Annotated in this window: 21 protein-coding genes; 5 read left to right on the top strand and 16 right to left on the bottom strand. The window is 65.1% G+C overall.

Annotated features, from left to right (window positions below; translation table 11 throughout):
- Positions 1-21: 21 nt before the first annotated feature.
- The 15 genes from BLT75_RS16745 to BLT75_RS16675 form a co-directional block, all read right to left on the bottom strand.
- Entirely contained in the window at positions 22-1059 is a 1038-nt protein-coding gene (locus BLT75_RS16745) for a phosphotransferase family protein (RefSeq protein WP_093034349.1), read from the bottom strand.
- The gene (locus BLT75_RS16740; protein WP_093034346.1) at positions 1056-2282 is read right to left on the bottom strand and encodes an acyl-CoA dehydrogenase family protein; all 1227 of its coding nucleotides are present in this window, start codon (positions 2280-2282) and stop codon (positions 1056-1058) included. The genes BLT75_RS16745 and BLT75_RS16740 overlap by 4 nt, the downstream gene beginning before the upstream one ends.
- 2 nt (positions 2283-2284) lie before the next feature.
- On the bottom strand, positions 2285-2749 hold the full coding sequence (locus tag BLT75_RS16735) for an Ohr family peroxiredoxin (RefSeq protein WP_093034343.1): 465 nt from the start codon (positions 2747-2749) through the stop codon (positions 2285-2287).
- A gap of 11 nt (positions 2750-2760) precedes the next feature.
- Positions 2761-3738 (bottom strand): quinone oxidoreductase family protein, encoded by a 978-nt coding sequence (locus tag BLT75_RS16730; protein ID WP_093034340.1) that lies wholly within the window; start codon positions 3736-3738, stop codon positions 2761-2763.
- 10 nt (positions 3739-3748) lie between these two features.
- A complete protein-coding gene (locus BLT75_RS16725) occupies positions 3749-4552 on the bottom strand; it encodes an SDR family NAD(P)-dependent oxidoreductase (RefSeq protein ID WP_245706564.1) in 804 nt (267 codons plus the stop codon).
- A complete protein-coding gene (locus BLT75_RS16720) occupies positions 4549-6276 on the bottom strand; it encodes a thiamine pyrophosphate-binding protein (RefSeq protein WP_093034337.1) in 1728 nt (575 codons plus the stop codon). Before BLT75_RS16720 ends, BLT75_RS16725 begins: the two co-directional genes overlap by 4 nt.
- Positions 6273-7862, bottom strand: coding sequence for a class I adenylate-forming enzyme family protein (locus tag BLT75_RS16715; RefSeq protein WP_218128957.1), 1590 nt, complete (start codon positions 7860-7862; stop codon positions 6273-6275). Before BLT75_RS16715 ends, BLT75_RS16720 begins: the two co-directional genes overlap by 4 nt.
- Positions 7863-7906: 44 nt before the next feature.
- Entirely contained in the window at positions 7907-8788 is an 882-nt protein-coding gene (locus tag BLT75_RS16710; RefSeq protein ID WP_093034334.1) for an ABC transporter permease, read from the bottom strand.
- Complete coding sequence (locus tag BLT75_RS16705) at positions 8785-9576, bottom strand: ABC transporter ATP-binding protein (RefSeq protein WP_093034331.1); 792 nt, start codon at positions 9574-9576, stop codon at positions 8785-8787. The genes BLT75_RS16710 and BLT75_RS16705 overlap by 4 nt, the downstream gene beginning before the upstream one ends.
- The gene (locus BLT75_RS16700; protein WP_093034328.1) at positions 9573-10334 is read right to left on the bottom strand and encodes a hypothetical protein; all 762 of its coding nucleotides are present in this window, start codon (positions 10332-10334) and stop codon (positions 9573-9575) included. The genes BLT75_RS16705 and BLT75_RS16700 overlap by 4 nt, the downstream gene beginning before the upstream one ends.
- On the bottom strand, positions 10324-11322 hold the full coding sequence (locus BLT75_RS16695; RefSeq protein WP_093034326.1) for a beta-propeller fold lactonase family protein: 999 nt from the start codon (positions 11320-11322) through the stop codon (positions 10324-10326). Before BLT75_RS16695 ends, BLT75_RS16700 begins: the two co-directional genes overlap by 11 nt.
- Before the next feature lie 15 nt (positions 11323-11337).
- On the bottom strand, positions 11338-12633 hold the full coding sequence (locus BLT75_RS16690) for an ABC transporter substrate-binding protein (protein WP_093034323.1): 1296 nt from the start codon (positions 12631-12633) through the stop codon (positions 11338-11340).
- Positions 12630-13424 (bottom strand): transporter substrate-binding domain-containing protein, encoded by a 795-nt coding sequence (locus tag BLT75_RS16685; RefSeq protein ID WP_093034320.1) that lies wholly within the window; start codon positions 13422-13424, stop codon positions 12630-12632. The genes BLT75_RS16690 and BLT75_RS16685 overlap by 4 nt, the downstream gene beginning before the upstream one ends.
- Before the next feature lie 72 nt (positions 13425-13496).
- The gene (locus BLT75_RS16680; protein ID WP_093034317.1) at positions 13497-15224 is read right to left on the bottom strand and encodes a PQQ-dependent dehydrogenase, methanol/ethanol family; all 1728 of its coding nucleotides are present in this window, start codon (positions 15222-15224) and stop codon (positions 13497-13499) included.
- An 82-nt stretch (positions 15225-15306) separates the two neighbouring features.
- Positions 15307-15699, bottom strand: coding sequence for a c-type cytochrome (locus BLT75_RS16675; RefSeq protein ID WP_093034314.1), 393 nt, complete (start codon positions 15697-15699; stop codon positions 15307-15309).
- Positions 15700-15943: 244 nt separating this feature from the next.
- Between BLT75_RS16675 and pqqA the strand changes: the two genes are divergently transcribed.
- Genes pqqA through pqqE form a run of 5 tightly spaced genes read left to right on the top strand, consistent with a single transcriptional unit; the run spans position 15944 to position 19036 of the window.
- Complete coding sequence (pqqA, locus tag BLT75_RS16670; protein WP_093034311.1) at positions 15944-16051, top strand: pyrroloquinoline quinone precursor peptide PqqA; 108 nt, start codon at positions 15944-15946, stop codon at positions 16049-16051.
- A 16-nt stretch (positions 16052-16067) separates the two neighbouring features.
- Positions 16068-16955, top strand: coding sequence for a pyrroloquinoline quinone biosynthesis protein PqqB (pqqB, locus tag BLT75_RS16665; protein ID WP_093034308.1), 888 nt, complete (start codon positions 16068-16070; stop codon positions 16953-16955).
- Positions 16952-17695 (top strand): pyrroloquinoline-quinone synthase PqqC, encoded by a 744-nt coding sequence (pqqC, locus tag BLT75_RS16660; RefSeq protein ID WP_093034304.1) that lies wholly within the window; start codon positions 16952-16954, stop codon positions 17693-17695. The genes pqqB and pqqC overlap by 4 nt, the downstream gene beginning before the upstream one ends.
- Positions 17692-17970 carry a pyrroloquinoline quinone biosynthesis peptide chaperone PqqD gene (gene pqqD / locus BLT75_RS16655; protein ID WP_093034301.1) on the top strand — a complete coding sequence of 93 codons (279 nt, stop codon included), beginning with the start codon at positions 17692-17694 and terminating at the stop codon, positions 17968-17970. The genes pqqC and pqqD overlap by 4 nt, the downstream gene beginning before the upstream one ends.
- Positions 17963-19036, top strand: a complete 1074-nt coding sequence (pqqE, locus tag BLT75_RS16650; protein ID WP_093034298.1) for a pyrroloquinoline quinone biosynthesis protein PqqE — start codon at positions 17963-17965, stop codon at positions 19034-19036. The genes pqqD and pqqE overlap by 8 nt, the downstream gene beginning before the upstream one ends.
- Here pqqE and BLT75_RS16645 read toward each other — a convergent pair.
- Complete coding sequence (locus BLT75_RS16645; protein ID WP_176828095.1) at positions 19021-19770, bottom strand: GntR family transcriptional regulator; 750 nt, start codon at positions 19768-19770, stop codon at positions 19021-19023. The genes pqqE and BLT75_RS16645 overlap by 16 nt on opposite strands.
- Between the last annotated feature and the right edge of the window lie 100 nt (positions 19771-19870).

Raw genomic sequence — 19870 nt, 5'->3', positions numbered from 1 at the left:
TCCTCCCTGGGTTGCGCCTGGTCAGGCGTGTCGTCGTTGCTTGGATGTCGTCTGATGTCCGCCCCGGATCACCTCCAGCGCGCGGATGGCAAAGCGCTCTGCCAGCGGCGCCAGCGTCGCCGCTTCGTCCGAGGCGGCGTTGCCCGCCCGCGCCCGGTCGGCGATGCCGACAAAGATCACCGCGAAACGGAACAGCGCAAAGGCCATGTGGAATGCGGTCAATGGCGCGGTCGGGATGGCGTGAGCGTGGTATTCCGCCTCGAACTCGGCGCGGGTCGGAATGCCCGCATCCTGCCAGCCGGTGCCCACTAGGCCGCCATATTCGTCCGGCGCGGTATGCCAGGGCATCACGCAGAAGCCGAGGTCGGCCAGCGGATGACCCAGCGTGGACAATTCCCAGTCCAGCACGCCGATCACCCGCGGTTCGGTGGGGTGGAACAGCATGTTGCCCAACCGGAAATCGCCATGCGCAATCGACACCGCGCCATCATCTTCGGGCATATTCGCCGTGAGCCAGTCCAGCAGCCGGTCCAGCGCCGCGACCCGCCCGCCGGGGCTTTCGCGGTATTGCCGCCCCCAGCGGTTGATCTGGCGCTCGAAGTAATTGCCCGGCTTGCCGAAATCACCAAGGCCTACGGCCTCGGGCCGCACCGCATGCAGCCGCGCCAGCGTGCGCGCCATGTCGAGGTAGATCGCGCGCCGATCCTCCGGCGTCAGACCCGGCAGGGTGCAGTCGGTGAACACCCGCCCGTCCAGCCGCTCCATCACGTAGAAAGGGGTGCCGAGGATGCTGGCATCCTCTTCCAGCCAGAGCGCGCGCGGCACCGGAACATCCGTGCCCTCCAGCGCGCGCAGCACGCGGAATTCCCGTTCGATGGCATGCGCGCCGGGCAGGATCGGCCCGGCCGGCTTCTTGCGCAGAACATAGCGGCTTTCGCCCCAGTCGACGAACCACGTCGGGTTCGACTGGCCGCCGCCGATGCGTTCCAGGCGCAGATCACCGCCAGCGGTCTTGCCCGCCAGCCAGCCTTCCAGCGCGGTGAGGTCCAGATCACTCATTCCGCCGCCCCCGCCACGTGCGGCGCAACCGGCCAGGTCCAGAAACCCCGCCCCTCGTCGCCCAGGAACCGGTTCAGCACCATCTGGTGCACCTCGTCCGCGCCATCGACCAGACGGGCCTGCCGGGCATAGCGGTAGATCCATTCCAGCACCGTGTCGCAGCTGTAGCCGCGCGCGCCATTGACCTGGATCGCCACATCGGCGGCCTTGTGCAAAAGGTTCGCCACATGGATCTTGGCCATGGACACTTCCTTGCGCGCGAAACTGCCCTGATCGAGCGCCCAGGCGGCCTTCATCACCAGCAGGCGGCCGATCTCGATCCCCATGGCCAGATCACCCATCTTGATCTGGATGCTTTCGCGGTCCGACAGGCGCACGCCAAAACCATGTCGGTTCTGCGCATATTCCTGCGCGATCTCGGTGCAGCGCTTGGCCAGCCCCAGCCAGCGCATGCAATGGGTCAGCCGCGCGGGGCCAAGCCGCATCTGGGTCAGCTTCAGCCCCAGCCCTTCGCCCAGCAGCACGCGGTCGGCGGGCAGTTCCATCCCCTCATAGACCAGTTCGCAATGGCCGCCATGTTCCTCGGGCCCCATGATCGGAATGCGCCGGTCGATGCGCCAGCCGGGCTCGTCGCGGTGATGCAGGAAGGCGGTCAACCCCCGGCGCGGATCGTCCGAGGTGCGAGCCATCAGGATGAAATGCGCCGCGTCCTCGGCCCCGGTGATGAACCATTTGCGGCCCCGGATCACATAAGAGTCACGCTGTTTCTTCGCGGTGGTCAGCATCATGCCGGGGTCCGACCCGCCGCCGGGATGCGGTTCGGTCATGACAAAGGCCGAGCGCACCTCGCCGCGCACGATCGGGTCAAGCCAGCGGGTTTTCTGCGCCTCGGTCGCGGCCTGTTCCAGCACCATCATGTTGCCGTCATCGGGCGCGGCAGAGTTGAACACTACCGGACCAAATATCGAGCGGTTCATCTCCTCGTAGCAGACCGCCATGCCGACGCGGCCCAGCCCCTGCCCGCCGGTCTCGGGCTTCAGCTGCAAGCACCACAGACCTTCGGCACGCGCCTTGTCGCGCAGGATTTCCAGCGGTGCGCTGGCGATATTGCCATGCGCATCCCAATTGGCGCGGTTCTCTTCGACCGGCAGGATTTCATCCTCGACAAACCGGGCGATCCGGGCGCGATAGTCCTCGATACGGGGGGAAAGCGTGAAATCCATGGTTACGCGCGCTCCAGTTCCAGCGTTTCACCATCGGTCGCGCCCTGCCAGTCGGTCAGCGTGACGGTCACGCCCAGGCTCTCGCCCACGGCCTTGGAAAACGGACAGATCCGGTGCGCGCCCTGCACGATGGACAGCGCCGTGTCACGGTCCAGATCGGACAGCGCCACCTTGACCTCGGCAATCAGCGCATAGCGATCCGGTCCATCCGAACGCAGCCCGGAATGCACGGTGACTGCGGGTTTGCCGATGGGGGTCTTGGCTTCGCGCGCCACGCGCAACATGGCCGAGGTGAAACAGGCCGCATAGCCGGCGGCGAACAGTTGCTCGGGATTGGTGCCGCCGCCCGGCCCGCCCAGTTCTTTCGGCGCGGCAAGCTTGACGTCGAGATGGCCGTCCTCCGAGCGGACCGAGCCATTGCGGGCTTCGTGGGTTGCGGTGCAGGACGTGGCGTAGATGGTTTTCATGGCGTGTTCCTTCAGGGAATGAGGACGGTCGTGCCGGTCGTGCTCCGGCTTTCCAGCGCGTCATGCGCCTTGGCGGCATCGGCCAGCGCAAAGCGATTGCGCACCTCGCTGACCAGCGTGCCATCGCCCAAAGCGGCGAAAAGCGCCGCGCCCCGGCGCTGCAATTCGGCGGGATCGGCAGTGAAGTGGAAAAGGACGGGCCGCGTGGCAAAGAACGAGCCCTTGGCCAGATCACCAAAGGCGAAACCCGTGATCGGCCCAGAGGATTGGCCGAAATTCACAAAGCTGCCATGGGTCGCCAGACAAGCCAGCGAGCCGCGCCAGGTATCGGCGCCGACGCTGTCATAGACGGCCTGCACCCCGGCGCCGCCGGTCAACTCCATGACCCGACCAACGAAATCGCCGGCGCTGTAGTCGATCACCGTGTCATAGCCATGCGACCGCGCCAGCGCGCATTTCTCGGCCCCGCCTGCCGTGCCGATGGCCCGGACACCCCTAGCCGCCAGCCATTGACCCATGAGCAGACCAACCCCGCCCGCAGCGGCATGCACCAGCACGGTGTCGCCCTTCTGCGCCACATAGCTGTCATGGATCAGGTAATGCGCCGTCAGGCCCTTGAGGATCACCCCCGCGGCAACCTCGGACGAGATCCCGTCCGGCAGCCTGAGCAGCCGGTCGGCGGCAATCACCCGCGCCGAGGCATAAGCGCCCAGCGGATGGGTATAGGCGACGCGGTCGCCCCGGTTCAGACCGGTGACACCCGGCCCCACCGCCTCGACAACGCCTGCCGCCTCGGAGCCGGGCACCAGGTCGCGCGGCGCGGCCCAGGGGTAGAGCCCGCTGCGGTGGTAGATATCGAGGAAATTGAGCCCAATGGCCTCATGGCGCACCAGCACCTCGCCCTGCCCCGGCGCGTCAGGCGTGAAATCGCGGCGCTCCAGCACCTCCGATCCGCCCGGTTCGCGTGCCACGATCCTGTAATCCTGCATGATTTTCTCCCTACAAGGGGTTCAATAGGTGGCCACCATCGGCCACCAGCGCCGTGCCGGTCATGAAACTGCCCGCCTCCGAGGCCAGCAGCAGAAGCGCCCCGTCGAGTTCCGAAGGCCGGCCCAGTCGCCGCATCGGGATGCGCTTGACCTGCGCCTGCCCGGCGTCGGAAGCAAAGAAATCGCGGTTGATATCGGTCTCGATATAGCCGGGGCAGAGCGCGTTGACGCGAATGCCATGGCGCGCCCATTCCAGCGCCTGTTGCTTGGTCAGCTGCACCAGCGCCGCCTTGGACGTGGCATAGGCCGCCACCCCCGCCCCCTGCCGCAGCCCGAGAATCGAGGCGACATTGACGATGCTGCCCCCCTCGCCCGCCGCCACCAGACGGCGCGCGGCCTCGGCCGCCACGCGGCGCGCGCCATCGAGATTGACGGCCATCAGCTGCGCCCAGTCATCTTCCGACTGCTCCAGCAACAGCCCCGGCGACGCGATACCGGAATTGTTCACCACCAGGTCAACGGGTCCGCCCAGGGCTTCCTCCGCCGTATCGAAGGCGGCGGCGATGGTGGGCGCATCGGCCAGATCGAGCGGCACGACACAGGCCTGTCCGCCCGCGCCTTCGATCCGGTCCCGCAGCGCCAGCATCGGCTCGACCCGGCGTGCCGCCAGCGTGACGGCGGCGCCCGCCTCGGCCAGCACCTGTGCGAACCGCGCGCCCAGCACGCCCGAGGCCCCAGTGACCAGCGCGCGACGGCCGGCCAGCGAAAACCGCTCGGCCAGAGCCGGCGACGGTTTGGCAAGATCGCGCATCATGCCAGGCCCCGGCGCTTGCGCTCGGCATCGTCCCAGACGGTCAGCGGCTGGTAATCGGGCACAAAGCCCAGGCCCTTCTTGGCATCCGACGAAACCGCATCCTGCGAGGTGACCACATCGACCACCGCAGGCGCGTTCTCCAGCGCGCGCCGGATCGCGGCAGGCAGGTCGGCGGGGTCCTCGACCCGCTCGCCATAGAGGCCCAGCGCGGTCGCCATGCCGGCGTAATCGGAATGGCGCAGCAACGTGCCCACGATGCGCCCGCCGTAGTTGTCAGCCTGGTCGAAACGCTCGATATTCCAGGCGGCGTTGTTCGAGACGATGATCACGGGCTTGGCGCCCTGCCGCACCGCAGTGTCGATCTCCATCGCGTTCAACCCATAGGCCCCATCGCCGGTGACACAGACCACCTGGCGGTCCGGGAAGGCCAGAGACGCGGCATTGGCATAAGGCACACCCACGCCCAGACAGCCAAAGGCCCCGGCATCAAGATAGGTTTTCGCCTCCAGCCCGACGCGCGCGAAACTGAGGAAATCGCCGCCATCGGCAACCGCGATGTAATCCTTGTCAGCCACCTGCTTGAGCGCGTCGAAAATGGCCATCGGGTGGATCTTGCCGTCCTTGCCGGTTTGCGGCACCTCGCGATTGCCACCCGAGGCGCGTGCAACATGTTTCGCCCGCGTACCCTCGGCCCAGTCGCGATCCAGCGCCGGAGCGCCCAGCGCCGTGCCCGCCTCGGCAATCGCGTCCAATGCCAGTGCTGGCGTGGCCAGCAGTTCAGGCGTACCGCGCCGGTTGTCGATCAGTTCCGACGCCGTGTCCGAAATGCGAATGAAGCGCGCATGAGGGAACACCGCCGGAGACCCATACCCAAGCTGGTAGTCCAGCCGCCGGCCCACCGTGATGACCAGATCGGCCTCTTGCATCACCTGCCCGCGCATCGCCCCCACGAAAGAGCCATGTTCGCCCGAGACCAGCCCGCGCGCCTCTTGCGTGTCGAGATAAAGCGCTCCCGAGGCATCGAGTAGCCGGTTCAGCGCCTCGGCCGCGCCATTGGCGCCGCGGCCCGCAACGACCACCGGGCGTTTCGCGGTCCACAGCGCCTTGGCCGCCTCGGCCACCGCGGTCGGATCGGGCGGCATGACACGCGGCGCCTTGGGCGACATCCAGTCATCCAGCACCATGTGTTCCGGCACGTGCTGGCGCAGCACATCCGTCGGGATCTCAAGGTAGACCGGCCCCGGTTCGCCGCCGTCGCCCATCGCGCGCGCCACGGCCTCGTCCAGTTCGCGGATCACCTGATCGGCGACGCGCGCGGTCCTCGACAGGCGCGCCACCGGCTTGATGATGTCCACATGCGGGATGTCCTGCAACGGACCCATATTGGCCTGCGGGCGCGAGGTGCAACCGCCGATCACCAGCACCGGGATGCGGGCCAGCGACGCATTGGCGATGGCGGTCACGGTATTGGTCACACCCGGCCCGGCGGTGACCATGGCCACCGCAAATCCGCCCGTCAGCTCGGCATGGGCATGGGCCATGTGCACCGCGGCGCATTCATGACGCACATCGACGATGCGGATGCCGCGCTGCGCAGCAAAGTCCCAGATCGGCTGGATATGCCCGCCCTGAAGACCGAAGATCCGGTCCACACCCCGCGCCTGAAGAAAACGCGCGATCCATGCTGCAACGCTCAAACCGTCGCTGTTAAGATCCTGGCTCATTCTGCTGCTCCTGCCATATGTGTCCTGTCAAAGGCCCCGGTCAGGAGCTTTTCCTTGAGTATTCCGTGCTGGATCTTCCCGGTGGCGGTGCGCGGAATGTCCTCGGCGGCGACGAAACTGACGCTGCGCGGGCGCTTGAACCGTGCGATCCGTTCGCCGCACCAGCCGATCACATCGGCCTCGCTGGCCCGCGCACCATCCTTCAGGACGACGACCGCATGGACGCGTTCACCCCATTTCTCGTCCGGCAAGCCGATCACTGCCACGTCGCGCACTTCAGGCGCGGCGCCCAGCACCGCTTCGACCTCGGCGGGATAGATGTTCTCGCCGCCGGAAATGATCATGTTCTTCTTGCGGTCGATCAGCTTGATGAAACCATTCTCGTCCCTGAGCGCCATGTCGCCCACGGTGCAATATTCCCCGCGGAAGGCCTCGGCGGTCTTTTCGGGCAGGTTCCAGTAACCGTCGAACGTGTAGGGCGTGCAGTGGAACAACTCGCCCGGCTGCCCGTCCGGCACCTCGTTGCCATCATCGTCCAGCAGGCGAATCGGCGCGGTGCCCACGCATTCGCGGCCCACGGTGCCCAGATTTGTGAATTGCTCGTCGGGATGCAGCATCGTGACCCAGCCGCCCTCTGACGAACCGTAAAGCTCGAACAGGCCGGAATTGGGGAACATTTCCATCACCGCGCGCTTGGTATCGGCCCGCGCCGGCGCGGACGAGATCATCAGCTTGGTCATTCGGCCCAGGTCGCGCGTGCGGCTCTCGGCCTTGGCCTGTTCCAGCATCATGATGTAATGGGTCGGCACCAGCGAGGTGAAGGTCGCCCCCGAGCGTTCCATCACGTCCAGCGCCTCTTCGGCGTCGAAACTGGCGCGCGAAAAGATCGAGGTGACACCGCCGCGATAACTGAAGGACGAAAAGAAATTCAGCGAGTTCGCGTGGCACATGGGCATGACCAGCAGCGCGTCATCACGCGCGCCGATGCCAAGCTCGATCTCGGTCACCAGCCCGACAAGCGCCTGGCTGCGGTGGCTGCGGATCACGCCCTTTGGCTTTCCGGTGGTGCCCGATGTATACATCAGCGCCCAAGGATCCGTGTCGCTGACGGCAACATCCGGCGCAGAGGACGCCGCGCGGCTCAGAAGATCCTCGTAGTCGTGCCAGCCTGCCGCGCGACCACCAAACAGCACATAGCGCGATTCCGGAATCGCCAGATCGGCCCGGACCTCTTCGATAGCCCCGTGCAGCCCATGTTCCGACAGGACGGCCGCCGCGGCGCAATCCTCGATGATGAAGCGCATTTCCAGCGCGCTGAGGCGGAAGTTCAACGGCACCGCGATCAGCCCGGCCTTGGCCGTCGCGGCATAGATCTCGGCCCATTCCAGCCGGTTATAGGCCAGCACGGCGACGCGATCGCCCGTGCTCAGTCCCAGCCCGAGCAAGGCATTGCCAAGACGCCGTGCCCGTTCGTTCCATTGCGAAAAGGTCAGCGCGCGTTCGAGATCCCGCGCGCCAAGGTCATTGGGCCGCAGGCGTGCAAACCCGTCCAGCATCTGCCCAAAGGTCAACAGGGATTTGGTCACGTCAGCCTCCTTTTGAATTCAGAATTCAGAGTTTTCATTTTTTGTCAACCTTGCCGGATGTTGCTCAGCGCCCAATACGCAGCCGCCAGTGCGGCCAGCGGAAAGCCCGCGCAGATTGCCAGCCCCAAGTCCTGGGGCAATTGATGATACCCCAAAAGCGCCTCGCGCATGAGGTCAAGCTGGTAGCTGATGGGATTGGCCCGCACGATGACCTCAAGCCAGAGCGGCAGTTCCACGACCCAGCCTCCACCGATGGCGTAAATGCCGTGGCTGCGCAGCTCGTCACGCAAGCCTTGCGGAATATCGAGAAAACCGATCCCGCCAACGATGCCCTTGAGCGGAAAGATCGAGCCTGACAGGAAGTAAAGCGGCTGGATCACCCCGTTCGAGATGCTGCCGAAGCCCTGCAATCCCTTGAGGCGCAGGGCGATCACCACCCCCACCCCGGTCAGGGCGAATCCCATGGCGAACATCACCGCCCAGGCCGCCAGCAGGCCCGGCAGGCTCAGCGGTACACCGATCACCGGCGCGAACAGCAGCGGGATGGAGCCTTGCAGCACCGCAATCGTGGCCCCGCCCGACAGCTTGCCAAGCGTCACCGACATGAGCGGCGCAGGCGACACCAGCACCTGACGCAAGAGCCCGTGCTTGCGGTCATAAACCAGGGCAAAAGCCGATTGCATCGACGCGAACAGCACGTTCAGAACCATTACACCGGGCAGGATGTATTGCGAATAGGAATAACCCTCGATCTCGCGCAGCGTTGCGCCAAGCCCGAAGCCCAGGATCACCAGCCACAGCACGGTGCGCGAGAAACCGCCAAAGACCTGCGACCGGTCGCGCAGATATGAAGTGACCTCGCGCCGCCACAGCGCCCAGATCACACGCGTATCAATTGCGCCGGTCATTTGGTCCGCGGCAATCATGCCCGCCTCCGAACCAGCGCGGGGCGCAAGGGCGCGTCGCCATCGCGCAGCGCCCGGCCGGTGAGATGAAAGAACACATCGTCAAGGCTGGCCTCCGACGACCCGCCATGTGCCAGTTTCAGTGCCCGGGGCGTATCCAGCGCCACCAGTCGCCCGCCATCCAGAATGCCGACACGGTCAAAGCTTTCGGCCTCGCTCAACACATGGGTGGTCATCAGCACCGCCATGCCGGACGCCCGCAATGCCCCGATCCGCGCCCAGAGATCGAGCCGCCCCTGCGGGTCCAACCCCAGCGTGGGTTCATCCAGCACCAGCAGGCGCGGTTCATGCATCAGAGCGCGGGCCAGTTCCAGCCGCCGCTTCATGCCGCCGGAAAAGCCGCGAATGGTCCGGTCCGCCGCCTCGGACAGCCCGGCGCGTTCCAGCGCATCGGCCACCAGCGCCGCGGTGTCCCTCCGAGGCAACCCATGCAGCGCGGCGTGCAGGCGCAAGGTCTCGCGCGGGGTCATGCGATCATCCAGCGCCGGGTCCTGGAACAGCACCCCGAGCATTGCGCGCGCCCTGCGCGGATCGGCCAGCGCGTCCTGTCCGGCGATCCGCACAGAGCCGCTGTCGGGGCGCAACGCCGTGGTCAGCATGCCCAGCGTGGTGGTCTTGCCGGCCCCGTTCGGTCCGATCAGTGCCAGAGACTCGCCTTCATTCAGGTTCAGGCTGACATTCGTGACCACTGCCCTTCCGCCAAAGCGGCGGGATAGTTCGCGGGCCTCGATGATAGGGACAGCACTCATGGGAACAGCCTCTCTTTTGCATCCACGAAAGCCTTGCCCACGGAATCGCAGGCCGACAGATCGCCATCCCGCAAGCGCTCCAGCCCGTCCTCGATCTGCTCGGCCGGGTCCGCCGCCATGACCGAAAGCGGCGCTTCGAGCGCGTCTTCGAAATAAAGTGCTGCAATCTCGAACCAGCGTGGACGGACCGCTTCATCATAGGCGCAGCCGTGCGCGGCCAGTTGCGACACCGTCGCCATGGCCCGGGCCAGATCACGCCCCAGATAGAGATCGGCATTCGCCGCCCGCTCCAGTTGCCCCACCAGGGCCTGCGCCACAACCTCGGCGGCCTCGGGATCGGCATCGAGCTTTTCCGGACGCTCCGCTGTGGGCATCAACGCGTCGAGCCGACCCATCAGGTCAACAATCTCGGCATCAGACGGCACTGCGGCCACCCAGGGGCGGACGGTTTGCAATAAGGCGTAGGCATTGGCGTAGCCATCCCCGTTGCTTGCGTCCTCCTCCTCGTCATCCCCCTCGACCGCCTCTTCAAACGCCTCGGCTAGGCCGACTTCAGAAATCAGAAGCAGCGCCGCCACAGCGGCCGCCAGCGGCGCGTCCTCCGTCGGAACGGCCACAGCCTCGCCCTCCAGCACACGCAGGGCGGTATCGGCCACCTCGTAGGCGCGATCATGGAATGGCGCATTTGCATAGTCCGCCCATGCGGGCATCATCAATGCGGCCAGAGCGGCGCTCAGCGCAATGCGATCAGTCCACATGGCCAACCTCGATGGAATGGGCACCACGCCCTGCTGCGATTTCATCCGTCACGCACATGCAGGCGGTGTCGATCACACTTACGCTGTCGCTGAGGCCGTTGGCGGTATAGACAGTGCTGCCATCGGGGCTGACCGTCACGCCCCAGGGGCGACGCCCCATGCGTTCCTTGATCACATGGGCGACCTCGCCCTTTTCGGTGTCGACCACATAGACCGCGCTGGTCCCGCCGCCCGCGACATACAACAGCTTGCCGTCCGGACTCAGGTCCACCTCGACCGGACGTGAATCCAGCCCCAGCGAGATCGTGCCGATCACCCGGTGCTGAGTGACATCGATTACGGAAATCGTTCCGCCGATCTCGGCGCTGGCATAGGCGCGGGTGCTGTCTGGCGAGAACACCACGTCGCGAGGGCGGTTGCCGACCAGCATATGGGTGACGATCTTGAGCGCCTGCGTGTCGATCACGGTGACGGTATGGCTGGTCTCGCCGGTGATATAGGCCCAGCGGCCATCGGGGCTGACGTCGACACCCTCGGGTTCAACACCCGTGGGAAAACGGCCCAGTTCCTCGCCGGTCACGGCGTCGATGCCGACGCCTTGGGCTATGGCTTCCAGGGCGGCCCAGATCTGCTTGCCATCGGGGCTGATGGCGATGCGTTCGGGATTGCCGCCCGCGCGGTAGCGGCGCAGGATTTCATTGCTGGCCACGTCGATGGCAACGATGGCATCCTCGGGCTTTTCCGTCTGCGGCAGGAAATCGCTCACCGCGACATAGACGATTTTGCCGTCGGGGCTGAGGGCCATGCCACGGGGGCGGACATCGCCGGGACGACCCGAAATCTCGATCTCGCCGTGCTGGCTGGCGTCAGACGAAAGCACCGACAGGTTCGCGCCATATTCGTTCGAGACGAACAGTCGGAACTGTTCGGCAGAGGACACCGTTGCCGTCAAAATCAGCGCCATTGCCGTCAAGGTCTTGCAAAGCATGTTGTGTCCTCCCCCTTATTCACATTTGCCGCGCGGTGTGATGTCACCCAGTTGATCCAGCCGTTCCACCGGATCGGTGCCGGGCATGTAGATGGCGGGCAATTCGCCAACCAAATGCGCCCGGTTCTTGACCGCGTCCACGTCGCGCGAGGTGCCCGCCTCGGGGTTCAGATCGACCAGATACAGCGACTGGCGCAGTTGATGATCCCAGGGTCGGAAGCTGACGCCGATCCCTTTGTGCAGGTCCAGCACGCTGCCCTCGCGTGCCAGCCATTCCGCCATAGCCTTGCCCTCTGCTGCGCCGCCGAATTGTGCCGCGTCATAGGCTATCTTCATCGCCTGAAATGCCGCCCAACCAACGGAATCCAGCGGCCGGCCCCAGCGTGCGGCGGCCCGTGCGTTCAACTCGCGTGCGCCATAGGCATCAAGCGTCGGTTCCCAGAGCGCGGCGCGGTGCCCGGCACCGGCATGAGATGCGGCGGCCATCGCGGCGGAATAGAAACTGCGGGTCTGGGTGGCGGCCTCGGGGAAGGCGGCCACGGGTACGCGCAGCCCCTCGGCCTCGTAGCGGGCGAGGAAATCAAGCTGGGTATGCCAGTCGGTCAAAAGCAGCACCGCGTCGGGCTTTTCCGACGCGACAGCCGCCAACGCAGGGGCGAATTCTCGCCCTTCGACCGGTACTGTCGCGGCGATCTTTGCGCCCCAGTGCCGGTTGGAAAGGCTGGCCCGGGCGCGCGCCAGACGCGCGGCGCCTTCAGGATCGGTCCCATGCAGGATCACCCAGCGCCGATGCCCGGCGCGCACATACCAACCCGCCAGCGCGTCGAGATACATGGCCGCGCTGGCCTCGATGTGGAAGGTCTGGCTGCCGCATTCGGCGCGCAGCGCGTCACTTGTCGCCGCGATGTTGAGGAACAGGATGCCGGTATCTTCGGCCACCTTTCCCAGGGCCCGTGCCTCGGCCTCGGAAAAGCCGCCGACCAGCACCTGCGCACCGTCCAGCGCCACCATGCGCCGCGCAGCGCGTTCCGCCGCCTCGGCGCCGGGCGCGTTGGCCTGCAACAGCGTGACCTGATGGCCAAAGAGGGCGCCGTTGCGGCCCATTTCCTCTTCGCCCATGATCGCGCCCTGACGCGCGATTTCGGCAATCTCCTCAAGGTTTTCAGTGCCTTCCGAACGGGAAGGGCCACCCAGAGGAAGCACGACACCTACGCGCAGGTCAAATCCGCCTTGCGCAAAAGCCGCAGTCAGCAGCGCGGGCGTGACCACCATACCGCCCAGAAGGCTCCGCCGGGTCATACGCGCGGTCATTGCGTGGCCTCCGGCAATTGTGGTTGCGGCAGGTACAACACCGGCACCGAAGCCTCGGTCAGCACGGCCTGCACATCGTCCCAGCGCTGGGCCAGCGCATGGTCAATTGCATCGCGCAACGCTTCGTCCTGTGGACGCACGCCGACGGTCAGCGCGGCGAACATCGGTAGAAAGGGAATGTCGATCTCGGGGGCAACCGGAGAGGTCACCAGACCGTCGCGTTCCAGATGCGCGGCCATCGGACCCCAGAGAATAGCGAGGTCGATCTCGCCCGTCTCAAGCGCATCCAGCATGGCGGTTTCGGTTTCGCCTGCGGTCGCGGAAGCACCGAAATGCACAATTTGGCTCAGATAGCCCCGCCGCATCAGCCCGACAGAGGCCGGCGTCGTGCGTCGCGCGCCGCCGATCACACCAATGCGCATATCCGCCAGTTCCGGGGAATCGAGCGATGTCACAGCGCCATCCCGGCTGACAAACACATAGGTGGTGCGGTAATAGGCATGGCTGGTCAGCGTGCCGTTCTGACCGTCGATCACGCCCATGATCACATCGCAGGCGCCTTCGTGCAGAAAACCGCGCGCGGTGCGCTGGCGGTTATCCGGCATCCAGACAAATCGCAGATCGGCTCCCAGTTCATCGGCCAGGATCGCGGCGATGCGGTTGTCATACCCGCTTTCGTCACGCGCAGAATAAGGAAGCCCCGCAGGATCTGAACATACCGCCAGCTCCCAGGCCGCGGCAGGCGCGGCAATTGCCAGCGTCAGCACGGAAAGGGCAAGCGAACGGAACATTACGGATCTCCACGGGGCCAGTCAGACAGGAAGAGGTGGGACGGGCGCTGAACGCCCGCCCCGGGGGGAGGATCAGAGTGCGAAGACCCAGATGGTGCCGCCCTGCGGGATCTTGGTCTCGGTGCCCATGCCGGCATCGATGTATCCCTGGAAGCGGTCGCCATCGACGCCCCAGCCGGTGGTCACGGCGATGTATTGCTTGCCGTCAACCTCGAAGCTGGTCGGAGGCGCGATGATGCCGCCGTCCATCTGGTGCTCGAACAGCACCTCGCCCGACTCGGCGTCGAAGGCGCGGAACATCGCGTCACCCGTGCCGCCAACGAAGACCAGACCACCCTCTGTGGACAAGACCGGACCCCAGTTCGGCGACTTGAAGTTGACCTGCCACTTCTTCTCCATGGTCCGGATGTCCCAGGCCTGCAGCGCGCCGATATGGTCCTTGGCGGCCTCTGTCGGGGCCATCTCAAGGCCGGAGCCAAGGAACAGCACGCCCGGTTCGTATTCCACCGGAGAGCCTTCGGCCGAGCCGCAGTGGTTCTCGTTCACCGAGATGAAGACCGTGGCGAGGTTCGGGTTATAGGCCTCGGCCGGCCAGTCGCGCCCGCCCCAGGCCGAGGGACAGAAATCGGCACGCTTGCCGGTGCCCGCCACGTGGTCGGGATTGTAGGAGGGGCGGCCGTTCTCATCCAGACCGGTGAAGACGTTCTGGAAGACGTAGGGCGTGCCTTCGATGAACTTCAAGGCGCCGCCGGTGCGGTCCATCTTGTAGATCCAGCCATTGCGCGCGAAACGCACGGCAAGGTCCTGACCGTCGAGCGTCATGAGGGTCGGCGGAACCACTTCGTCCCAGTCCCAGCTGTCGTTCCAGTGGTACTGGAAATGCGTGTCGATGTTGCCGGTCTTGGGGTCGATGCCGATGGTCGAGGTGGTGTAAAGGTTGTCACCCGGACGCATGTCGCCGATCCAGGGTGCCGCGTTGCCCACGCCCCACATCGCCAAGCCGTTCTTGAGGTCGTAGTTGCCGGTGATCCAGACCGAACCGCCACCCGTCTTCCAGGTGTCGCCCGGCCAGGTTTCCGAACCCGGTTCACCCGGTGCGGGGATGGTATGGGTCTTCCACAGGCTGTCACCGGTGTTGGCGTCAAAACCCTGCACGAAACCGCGAATACCGAATTCGCCGCCCGAGACACCGGCCATCACGACGCCATCCACGACGAGCGGGGCAAGCGTGCTATAATAGCCGTTCTCCCAGTTCTCCATGGTCGCTTCCCAAAGCTTGGCGCCAGTCTTGGCATCGACAGCCACGACCTTGGCATCCAGCGTCGCCATGAAGAGCTTGTCTTCCCAAAGCGCCACACCACGGTTGGTCGGGTGGACCGGGATGATCTCCGAGGGCAGATCGTGACGGAAGCGCCAATGCTCGGCACCGGTGGCGGCGTCGACAGCGATGATCTGCTGATCCGGCGTGGTCATGAACATGACACCGTCATTGACCAGCGCAGGCGCCTGATGCGCCGGACGCGCGGGCAGTGCTGCGAAATCGGACAGCTTCACATAGGGGCCGGTGGGCAGGCTCCAGGCGACCTGAAGACCCGCGACGTTATCCTTGGTGATCTCGGTGAGCGGGCTGTGTGCCTGACCGTCATAGGTCCGGCGGGTCAAGAGCCAGTTGCCGTCTTCCGGCGCCGCGAGCCGCTCGGCGGTCACACTTGCGTAATCGGCGATCTCGCCTGCCTGAAGCGGCACGGCGAAGCTCAGCGCCGCCAGGGATGTGGCCAGAAGCCAGGATTTGCGTTTCATGTCAGTCTCCCTATTTGCCCGTTTGGCACCCTGCCTTTGGGCTTTGGTGAAAACCCGGGACTCTCCTCCAGCCCGGGTATTGTCAGCGCAGCTGCGCCACATCATCCGCCTGCATCGGGCCATAGGCATGACCCCAGGCGTTGCGGACGTAAGTCGTGATCAGCGCGATTTCCTCGTCGCTCAGATGTTCTTCGAACGGTGTCATGTAGCCGGGACCGGTCAGGATCACGGTCGCCACATAATCGGAGTCGGCGAGCATCTCGTTCCCGGCCAGCCGCTTGCCCGACGTGCCATTTGTGCCATGGCAGAAGCGGCAATTTTTCTTGTAGAGCGCTGCCCCCTCCTCCATGACCTCGGCGGGCACGGCGGTCGTGACGGTTGCGGCATCGGCGACCGCACCTTGCGACACCACGGCAAACCCAAGGGCAAAAACGATCCCGGACACTGCGGACAGCGTGTTCAGCCTCATCGGCATGTGATTCCTCCCATCAGGATTCGGGGTTCCGAATTCTGAATTCAGAATGGGGAATACAGTCCCTCATTGTCAAGCGCGGAAAGACGCAAATTAAATATGTGTTATCCACCAGCGCATTAGCCTTGGAAATCAAGTGCGAATCGGCTCCAGCCCCGATCCTTTCGGCATCAGCCAGAATCTTCATTCTTGTCTTGCATTCCGAATTCGGTATTCTTTCCTCGCTCAAGTAAAAGGAGGAGACACCATGGCCTGGAGCAAACCCGTCGCTCGCGAAATCAAATGCGGTATGGAAATCAACATGTACGGCCCCGGCGAAGACGATGATCGCCAGTCCGGCCGCGACGTGATCTGATTCGCCGTCGGATTTCATGATCGTGAAGGTACTTGGGGCAGCAGCCGGAGGCGGGCTGCCCCAATGGAATTGCGGGTGCCGGAACTGCACCGATGCCCGAGCAGGCAGGATCGCCCCGATGACACAGTCCTCGGTGGCGATCTCGGTAGACGGCGCGTCCTGGGTGCTGCTGAATGCATCGCCCGACATTCGCGCACAGATCCAGGCAACGCCGGCGCTGCACCCTCGGGGGCTTCGCGACACGCCGATTGCCGCCGTGGTGCTTACAAACGCGGATGTGGATCACATCGCCGGCCTTCTGACTCTGCGCGAAAAGACCGGGTTCACGGTTTTCGGCACCGCCGACATCCTGCAGACGCTCGAAGCCAACCGGATCTTCGACGTGATGGACCGGACTTTGATTCCCCGAACCGGTTTTGCGCTGGAACAGACCATAACCCCCCTGCCCGACCTGACTCTGACCCCGTTTGCCGTGCCGGGCAAGGTGGCGCTGTTTCTCGAAGGCGAGACCGTCGGTTTGCAGGAGATCGGCGAACAGACCATCGGGCTGATGATCGAGGACGGCAGGCGCAAGGTTGCCTATATCCCCGGCTGTGCCGCCCTGCCCGATTGGCTGGTTGACCGACTCCGTGACGTTGACCTGCTGCTGTTCGACGGCACGGTCTGGGAGAACGACGACATGGCCCGCACCGGCACCGGGGAAAAGACCGGGGCGCGGATGGGCCATCTCCCGATGCAGGGGGACATGGGCAGCCTCGCCCGCCTTGCTCCGATCAATGCACGCAAGGTCTTTATCCACGTCAACAACACCAACCCCGTGCTGCAACCGGACGGCCCCGAGCGCGCCGCGCTGATGCGCGCCGGATGGGAAATCGCACGGGACGGACAGGAGATCACGCCATGACCGCCAGGCCGGACACCAGAGAGTTTTTCGAAGCGCGCCTGCGCGCCATCGGCGAAGAACGCTATCACGACAGGCATCCTTTCCATCAGCGCCTACATTCCGGCGATTGCACGCCGGATCAGGTACGCGCCTGGGTCATCAACCGCTACTATTACCAGTCACGCATCCCGATGAAGGACGCAGCCTTCATGTCGCGCGTCTCCGACCCCGCGCTGCGCCGCGCCTGGCGTTCGCGGATCGAGGATCACGACGGGCGGGCCCCCGGTGAAGGCGGCATCGCCCGCTGGCTGAAGCTGGCCGAAGGGGTCGGGCTTGACCCGGATTACGTGGCCTCCGAGGTCGGCATCCTGCCCGCCACCCGCTTTGCGGTGGATGCCTATGTCCGTTTCGTGCGCGACGAGCCGCTGCTGCTTGCCGTCGCCTCGTCGCTGACCGAGCTGTTCGCGCCCAAGATCCACGCCGACCGGATCGCCGGGCTGCTGAAACACTACGAATTCGCAAATGAGACCACGATCTCTTATTTCAAGCATCGCCTGACCGAGGCGCCGCAGGACGTGGCCTTTGGCCTGGCCTGGGTCCTCGATCGCGCCGTGACAAAGGCAGATCAGGACGCCGCCGCGCGCGCGCTCATCTTCAAGACCGAGGTTCTCTGGGCCCAGCTTGACGCGCTCTGGTCCGCCTACGTGGAACCCAGCCGCATCCCGCCCGGCGCCTGGCAACCCGGCGAGGGGCTGTTGTGACCCCGCAGTCGGTCCCCTACCTGCCCCGCGGCGTGCGCTGCGCGCATGACCGGGTGCGCGGTGTTCCGGTCCTTCTGGGCCCCGAGCGGGTGCTGATGCTCGATCAGATCGGAACCGAAGTGCTGTCGCGCGTGACGGGGACACAGTCGGTTCGCGCGATCAGCGAGGATCTGGCCCGAACCTTCGCCGCGCCACGGGACCAGATCGAAACCGACGTGATGGAATACCTTGGCGATCTGGCGGAAAAACGCCTTGTGGAGTTCAAACATGCCTGACCTGCCGCTGGCGATGCTCGCCGAACTGACCCACCGTTGTCCGCTGATGTGCCCCTATTGCTCCAACCCGCAGGAACTGACCGCGCGGGACAGGGAACTGACCACGGAACAATGGGCCGACGTATTCCGTCAGGCGGCCGATCTGGGCGTTCTGCAACTGCATCTGTCCGGTGGCGAGCCTGCCTCGCGCCGCGATCTTGTCGAGCTTGTGATCGCCGCGCGCGAAGCGGGGCTCTACACCAATCTCATCACCTCCGGCATCGGCCTGACCGAGGCGCGGCTCGAGGCGCTGAACGACGCCGGGCTGGATCACATCCAGTTGTCGGTGCAGGGCGTGCGCGCCGAGATCGCCGACCGGATCGGCGGCTACAAGGGCGGTTTCGACCGCAAGATGCAGGTCGCGGATCATATCGCGCGCCTGGGATTTCCGCTGACGCTGAACGCGGTGATGCACCGCGACAACCTCGATGACCTGCCCGCCACGATTGCCATGGCCGAACGGCTGGGCGCGCGCCGGATCGAAATCGCCTGCGTGCAGTTCCAGGGCTGGGCCCTGGCCAACCGGGCGCGTCTGCAACCCACCCGCGCCCAGGTTGATCGGGCGAAAGGCATTGTGCGCGATGCCGTCGAGCAGATGAAGAGACGGCTGGTCATCGATTTCGTGCCGCCGGATTACTATTCCGACCTGCCGAAAGCCTGCATGAGCGGCTGGGGATCAACCGGGCTGAATGTGACCCCCGATGGCACTGTCCTGCCTTGCCACGCGGCGCAGACAATCCCGCATCTCATATTCGAACGTGTCACGGATCGTCCGCTGGCTGCAATCTGGCACGATAGCCCGGCCTTCAACGCCTATCGCGGTACCGACTGGATGCCGGATCTGTGCCGGTCCTGCGACCGCCGCGAAGTGGATTTCGGCGGCTGCCGTTGCCAGGCCCTTGCGATCCTCGGAGATGCCTCTGCCCCCGACCCCGTCTGCCGCAAGAGCCCAGGCCGCGCCGTGCTGGATGCCCTCCTGGCCGAAGAGGGCAAAGCCGACGACACCTATATCTATCGCCGCACCTGAATCTCGCCGCTCTGAGGCCGTGCATCCGCTTCGCCCGGGGACGCGAACAAATGGTCCGCCTTCCCCGACGCCATGGCGGCAAGCAGCGCGTTCTTTGCGCCGGTAACATGTTCCGTGGCCAGAGCAACCGCCCCCTCCACGTCGCCCGCAACCAGCGCATCGAGGATGTGTTCGTGCTGCGCCCAGACCAGCGGTCCCCGCTCGGCGTGCAACAGCACCCCGATCATGACCCGCCTGAGAAACAGCCAATGCGCCTCGGCCGTTGGTCGGATCTGGGGATTGCCCGACATGTCATAGATGAAAGTGTGAAACGCCACGTCATGGCGCACGGCATCCGCTGCGCTGCCACTCTCGAGCGCGCCCGAGCCGGTGGCCAGAATGGCGTCGCCTTCGCGCCGCAGCCGCGACCGAAAGGCCGAGTCCGACCGCGACTGCTCGGCCACGAGACGCGCGGCAAGCTGGTCCAGCACCATCCGGATCTGATAATGATGCTCCATGCCCGCGCGGTCGATCGGCGCCACATAGAGCCCGCGCCCGCCGGTCTCGACCACCAGCCCGTCATTCTTGAGCAAAAGCATCGCCTGCTGGATCGGCTGGCGGGACACGCCCAGCGTTGCGGCCAGTTCCTCCTGAATCAGATGGGTGCCCGGTTCCAGGACACAATCACAGATGCTTTCCCGAACGGATTGATAAACCTGCTCGGTCCTGCTCGGGACGCTCGACAATCGTTGCACGCGCATTCTCCAGATACACTGAACTCGGAATTCAGTCTTTTCTCTCCAACTTAGTCGCTCATGAACACTTTGTCACGGCTGGGATATCGTTTTACGCGGT

The organism is Ruegeria marina (assembly GCF_900101475.1).
GTDB classification, from domain to species: domain Bacteria; phylum Pseudomonadota; class Alphaproteobacteria; order Rhodobacterales; family Rhodobacteraceae; genus Ruegeria_B; species Ruegeria_B marina.
This window is presented reverse-complemented; position numbering and strand designations above follow the sequence as displayed.

What these genes read in the sequence shown, in the direction of transcription:
- BLT75_RS16745 (WP_093034349.1), bottom strand. Translation starts at nt 1,059, where the DNA reads ATGAGTGATCTGGACCTCACCGCGCTGGAAGGCTGGCTGGCGGGCAAG.
- BLT75_RS16740 (WP_093034346.1), bottom strand. Translation starts at nt 2,282, where the DNA reads ATGGATTTCACGCTTTCCCCCCGTATCGAGGACTATCGCGCCCGGATC.
- BLT75_RS16735 (WP_093034343.1), bottom strand. Translation starts at nt 2,749, where the DNA reads ATGAAAACCATCTACGCCACGTCCTGCACCGCAACCCACGAAGCCCGC.
- BLT75_RS16730 (WP_093034340.1), bottom strand. Translation starts at nt 3,738, where the DNA reads ATGCAGGATTACAGGATCGTGGCACGCGAACCGGGCGGATCGGAGGTG.
- BLT75_RS16725 (WP_245706564.1), bottom strand. Translation starts at nt 4,552, where the DNA reads ATGATGCGCGATCTTGCCAAACCGTCGCCGGCTCTGGCCGAGCGGTTT.
- BLT75_RS16720 (WP_093034337.1), bottom strand. Translation starts at nt 6,276, where the DNA reads ATGAGCCAGGATCTTAACAGCGACGGTTTGAGCGTTGCAGCATGGATC.
- BLT75_RS16710 (WP_093034334.1), bottom strand. Translation starts at nt 8,788, where the DNA reads ATGATTGCCGCGGACCAAATGACCGGCGCAATTGATACGCGTGTGATC.
- BLT75_RS16705 (WP_093034331.1), bottom strand. Translation starts at nt 9,576, where the DNA reads ATGAGTGCTGTCCCTATCATCGAGGCCCGCGAACTATCCCGCCGCTTT.
- BLT75_RS16700 (WP_093034328.1), bottom strand. Translation starts at nt 10,334, where the DNA reads ATGTGGACTGATCGCATTGCGCTGAGCGCCGCTCTGGCCGCATTGATG.
- BLT75_RS16695 (WP_093034326.1), bottom strand. Translation starts at nt 11,322, where the DNA reads ATGCTTTGCAAGACCTTGACGGCAATGGCGCTGATTTTGACGGCAACG.
- BLT75_RS16690 (WP_093034323.1), bottom strand. Translation starts at nt 12,633, where the DNA reads ATGACCGCGCGTATGACCCGGCGGAGCCTTCTGGGCGGTATGGTGGTC.
- BLT75_RS16685 (WP_093034320.1), bottom strand. Translation starts at nt 13,424, where the DNA reads ATGTTCCGTTCGCTTGCCCTTTCCGTGCTGACGCTGGCAATTGCCGCG.
- BLT75_RS16680 (WP_093034317.1), bottom strand. Translation starts at nt 15,224, where the DNA reads ATGAAACGCAAATCCTGGCTTCTGGCCACATCCCTGGCGGCGCTGAGC.
- BLT75_RS16675 (WP_093034314.1), bottom strand. Translation starts at nt 15,699, where the DNA reads ATGCCGATGAGGCTGAACACGCTGTCCGCAGTGTCCGGGATCGTTTTT.
- pqqA (WP_093034311.1), top strand. Translation starts at nt 15,944, where the DNA reads ATGGCCTGGAGCAAACCCGTCGCTCGCGAAATCAAATGCGGTATGGAA.
- pqqB (WP_093034308.1), top strand. Translation starts at nt 16,068, where the DNA reads ATGATCGTGAAGGTACTTGGGGCAGCAGCCGGAGGCGGGCTGCCCCAA.
- pqqC (WP_093034304.1), top strand. Translation starts at nt 16,952, where the DNA reads ATGACCGCCAGGCCGGACACCAGAGAGTTTTTCGAAGCGCGCCTGCGC.
- pqqE (WP_093034298.1), top strand. Translation starts at nt 17,963, where the DNA reads ATGCCTGACCTGCCGCTGGCGATGCTCGCCGAACTGACCCACCGTTGT.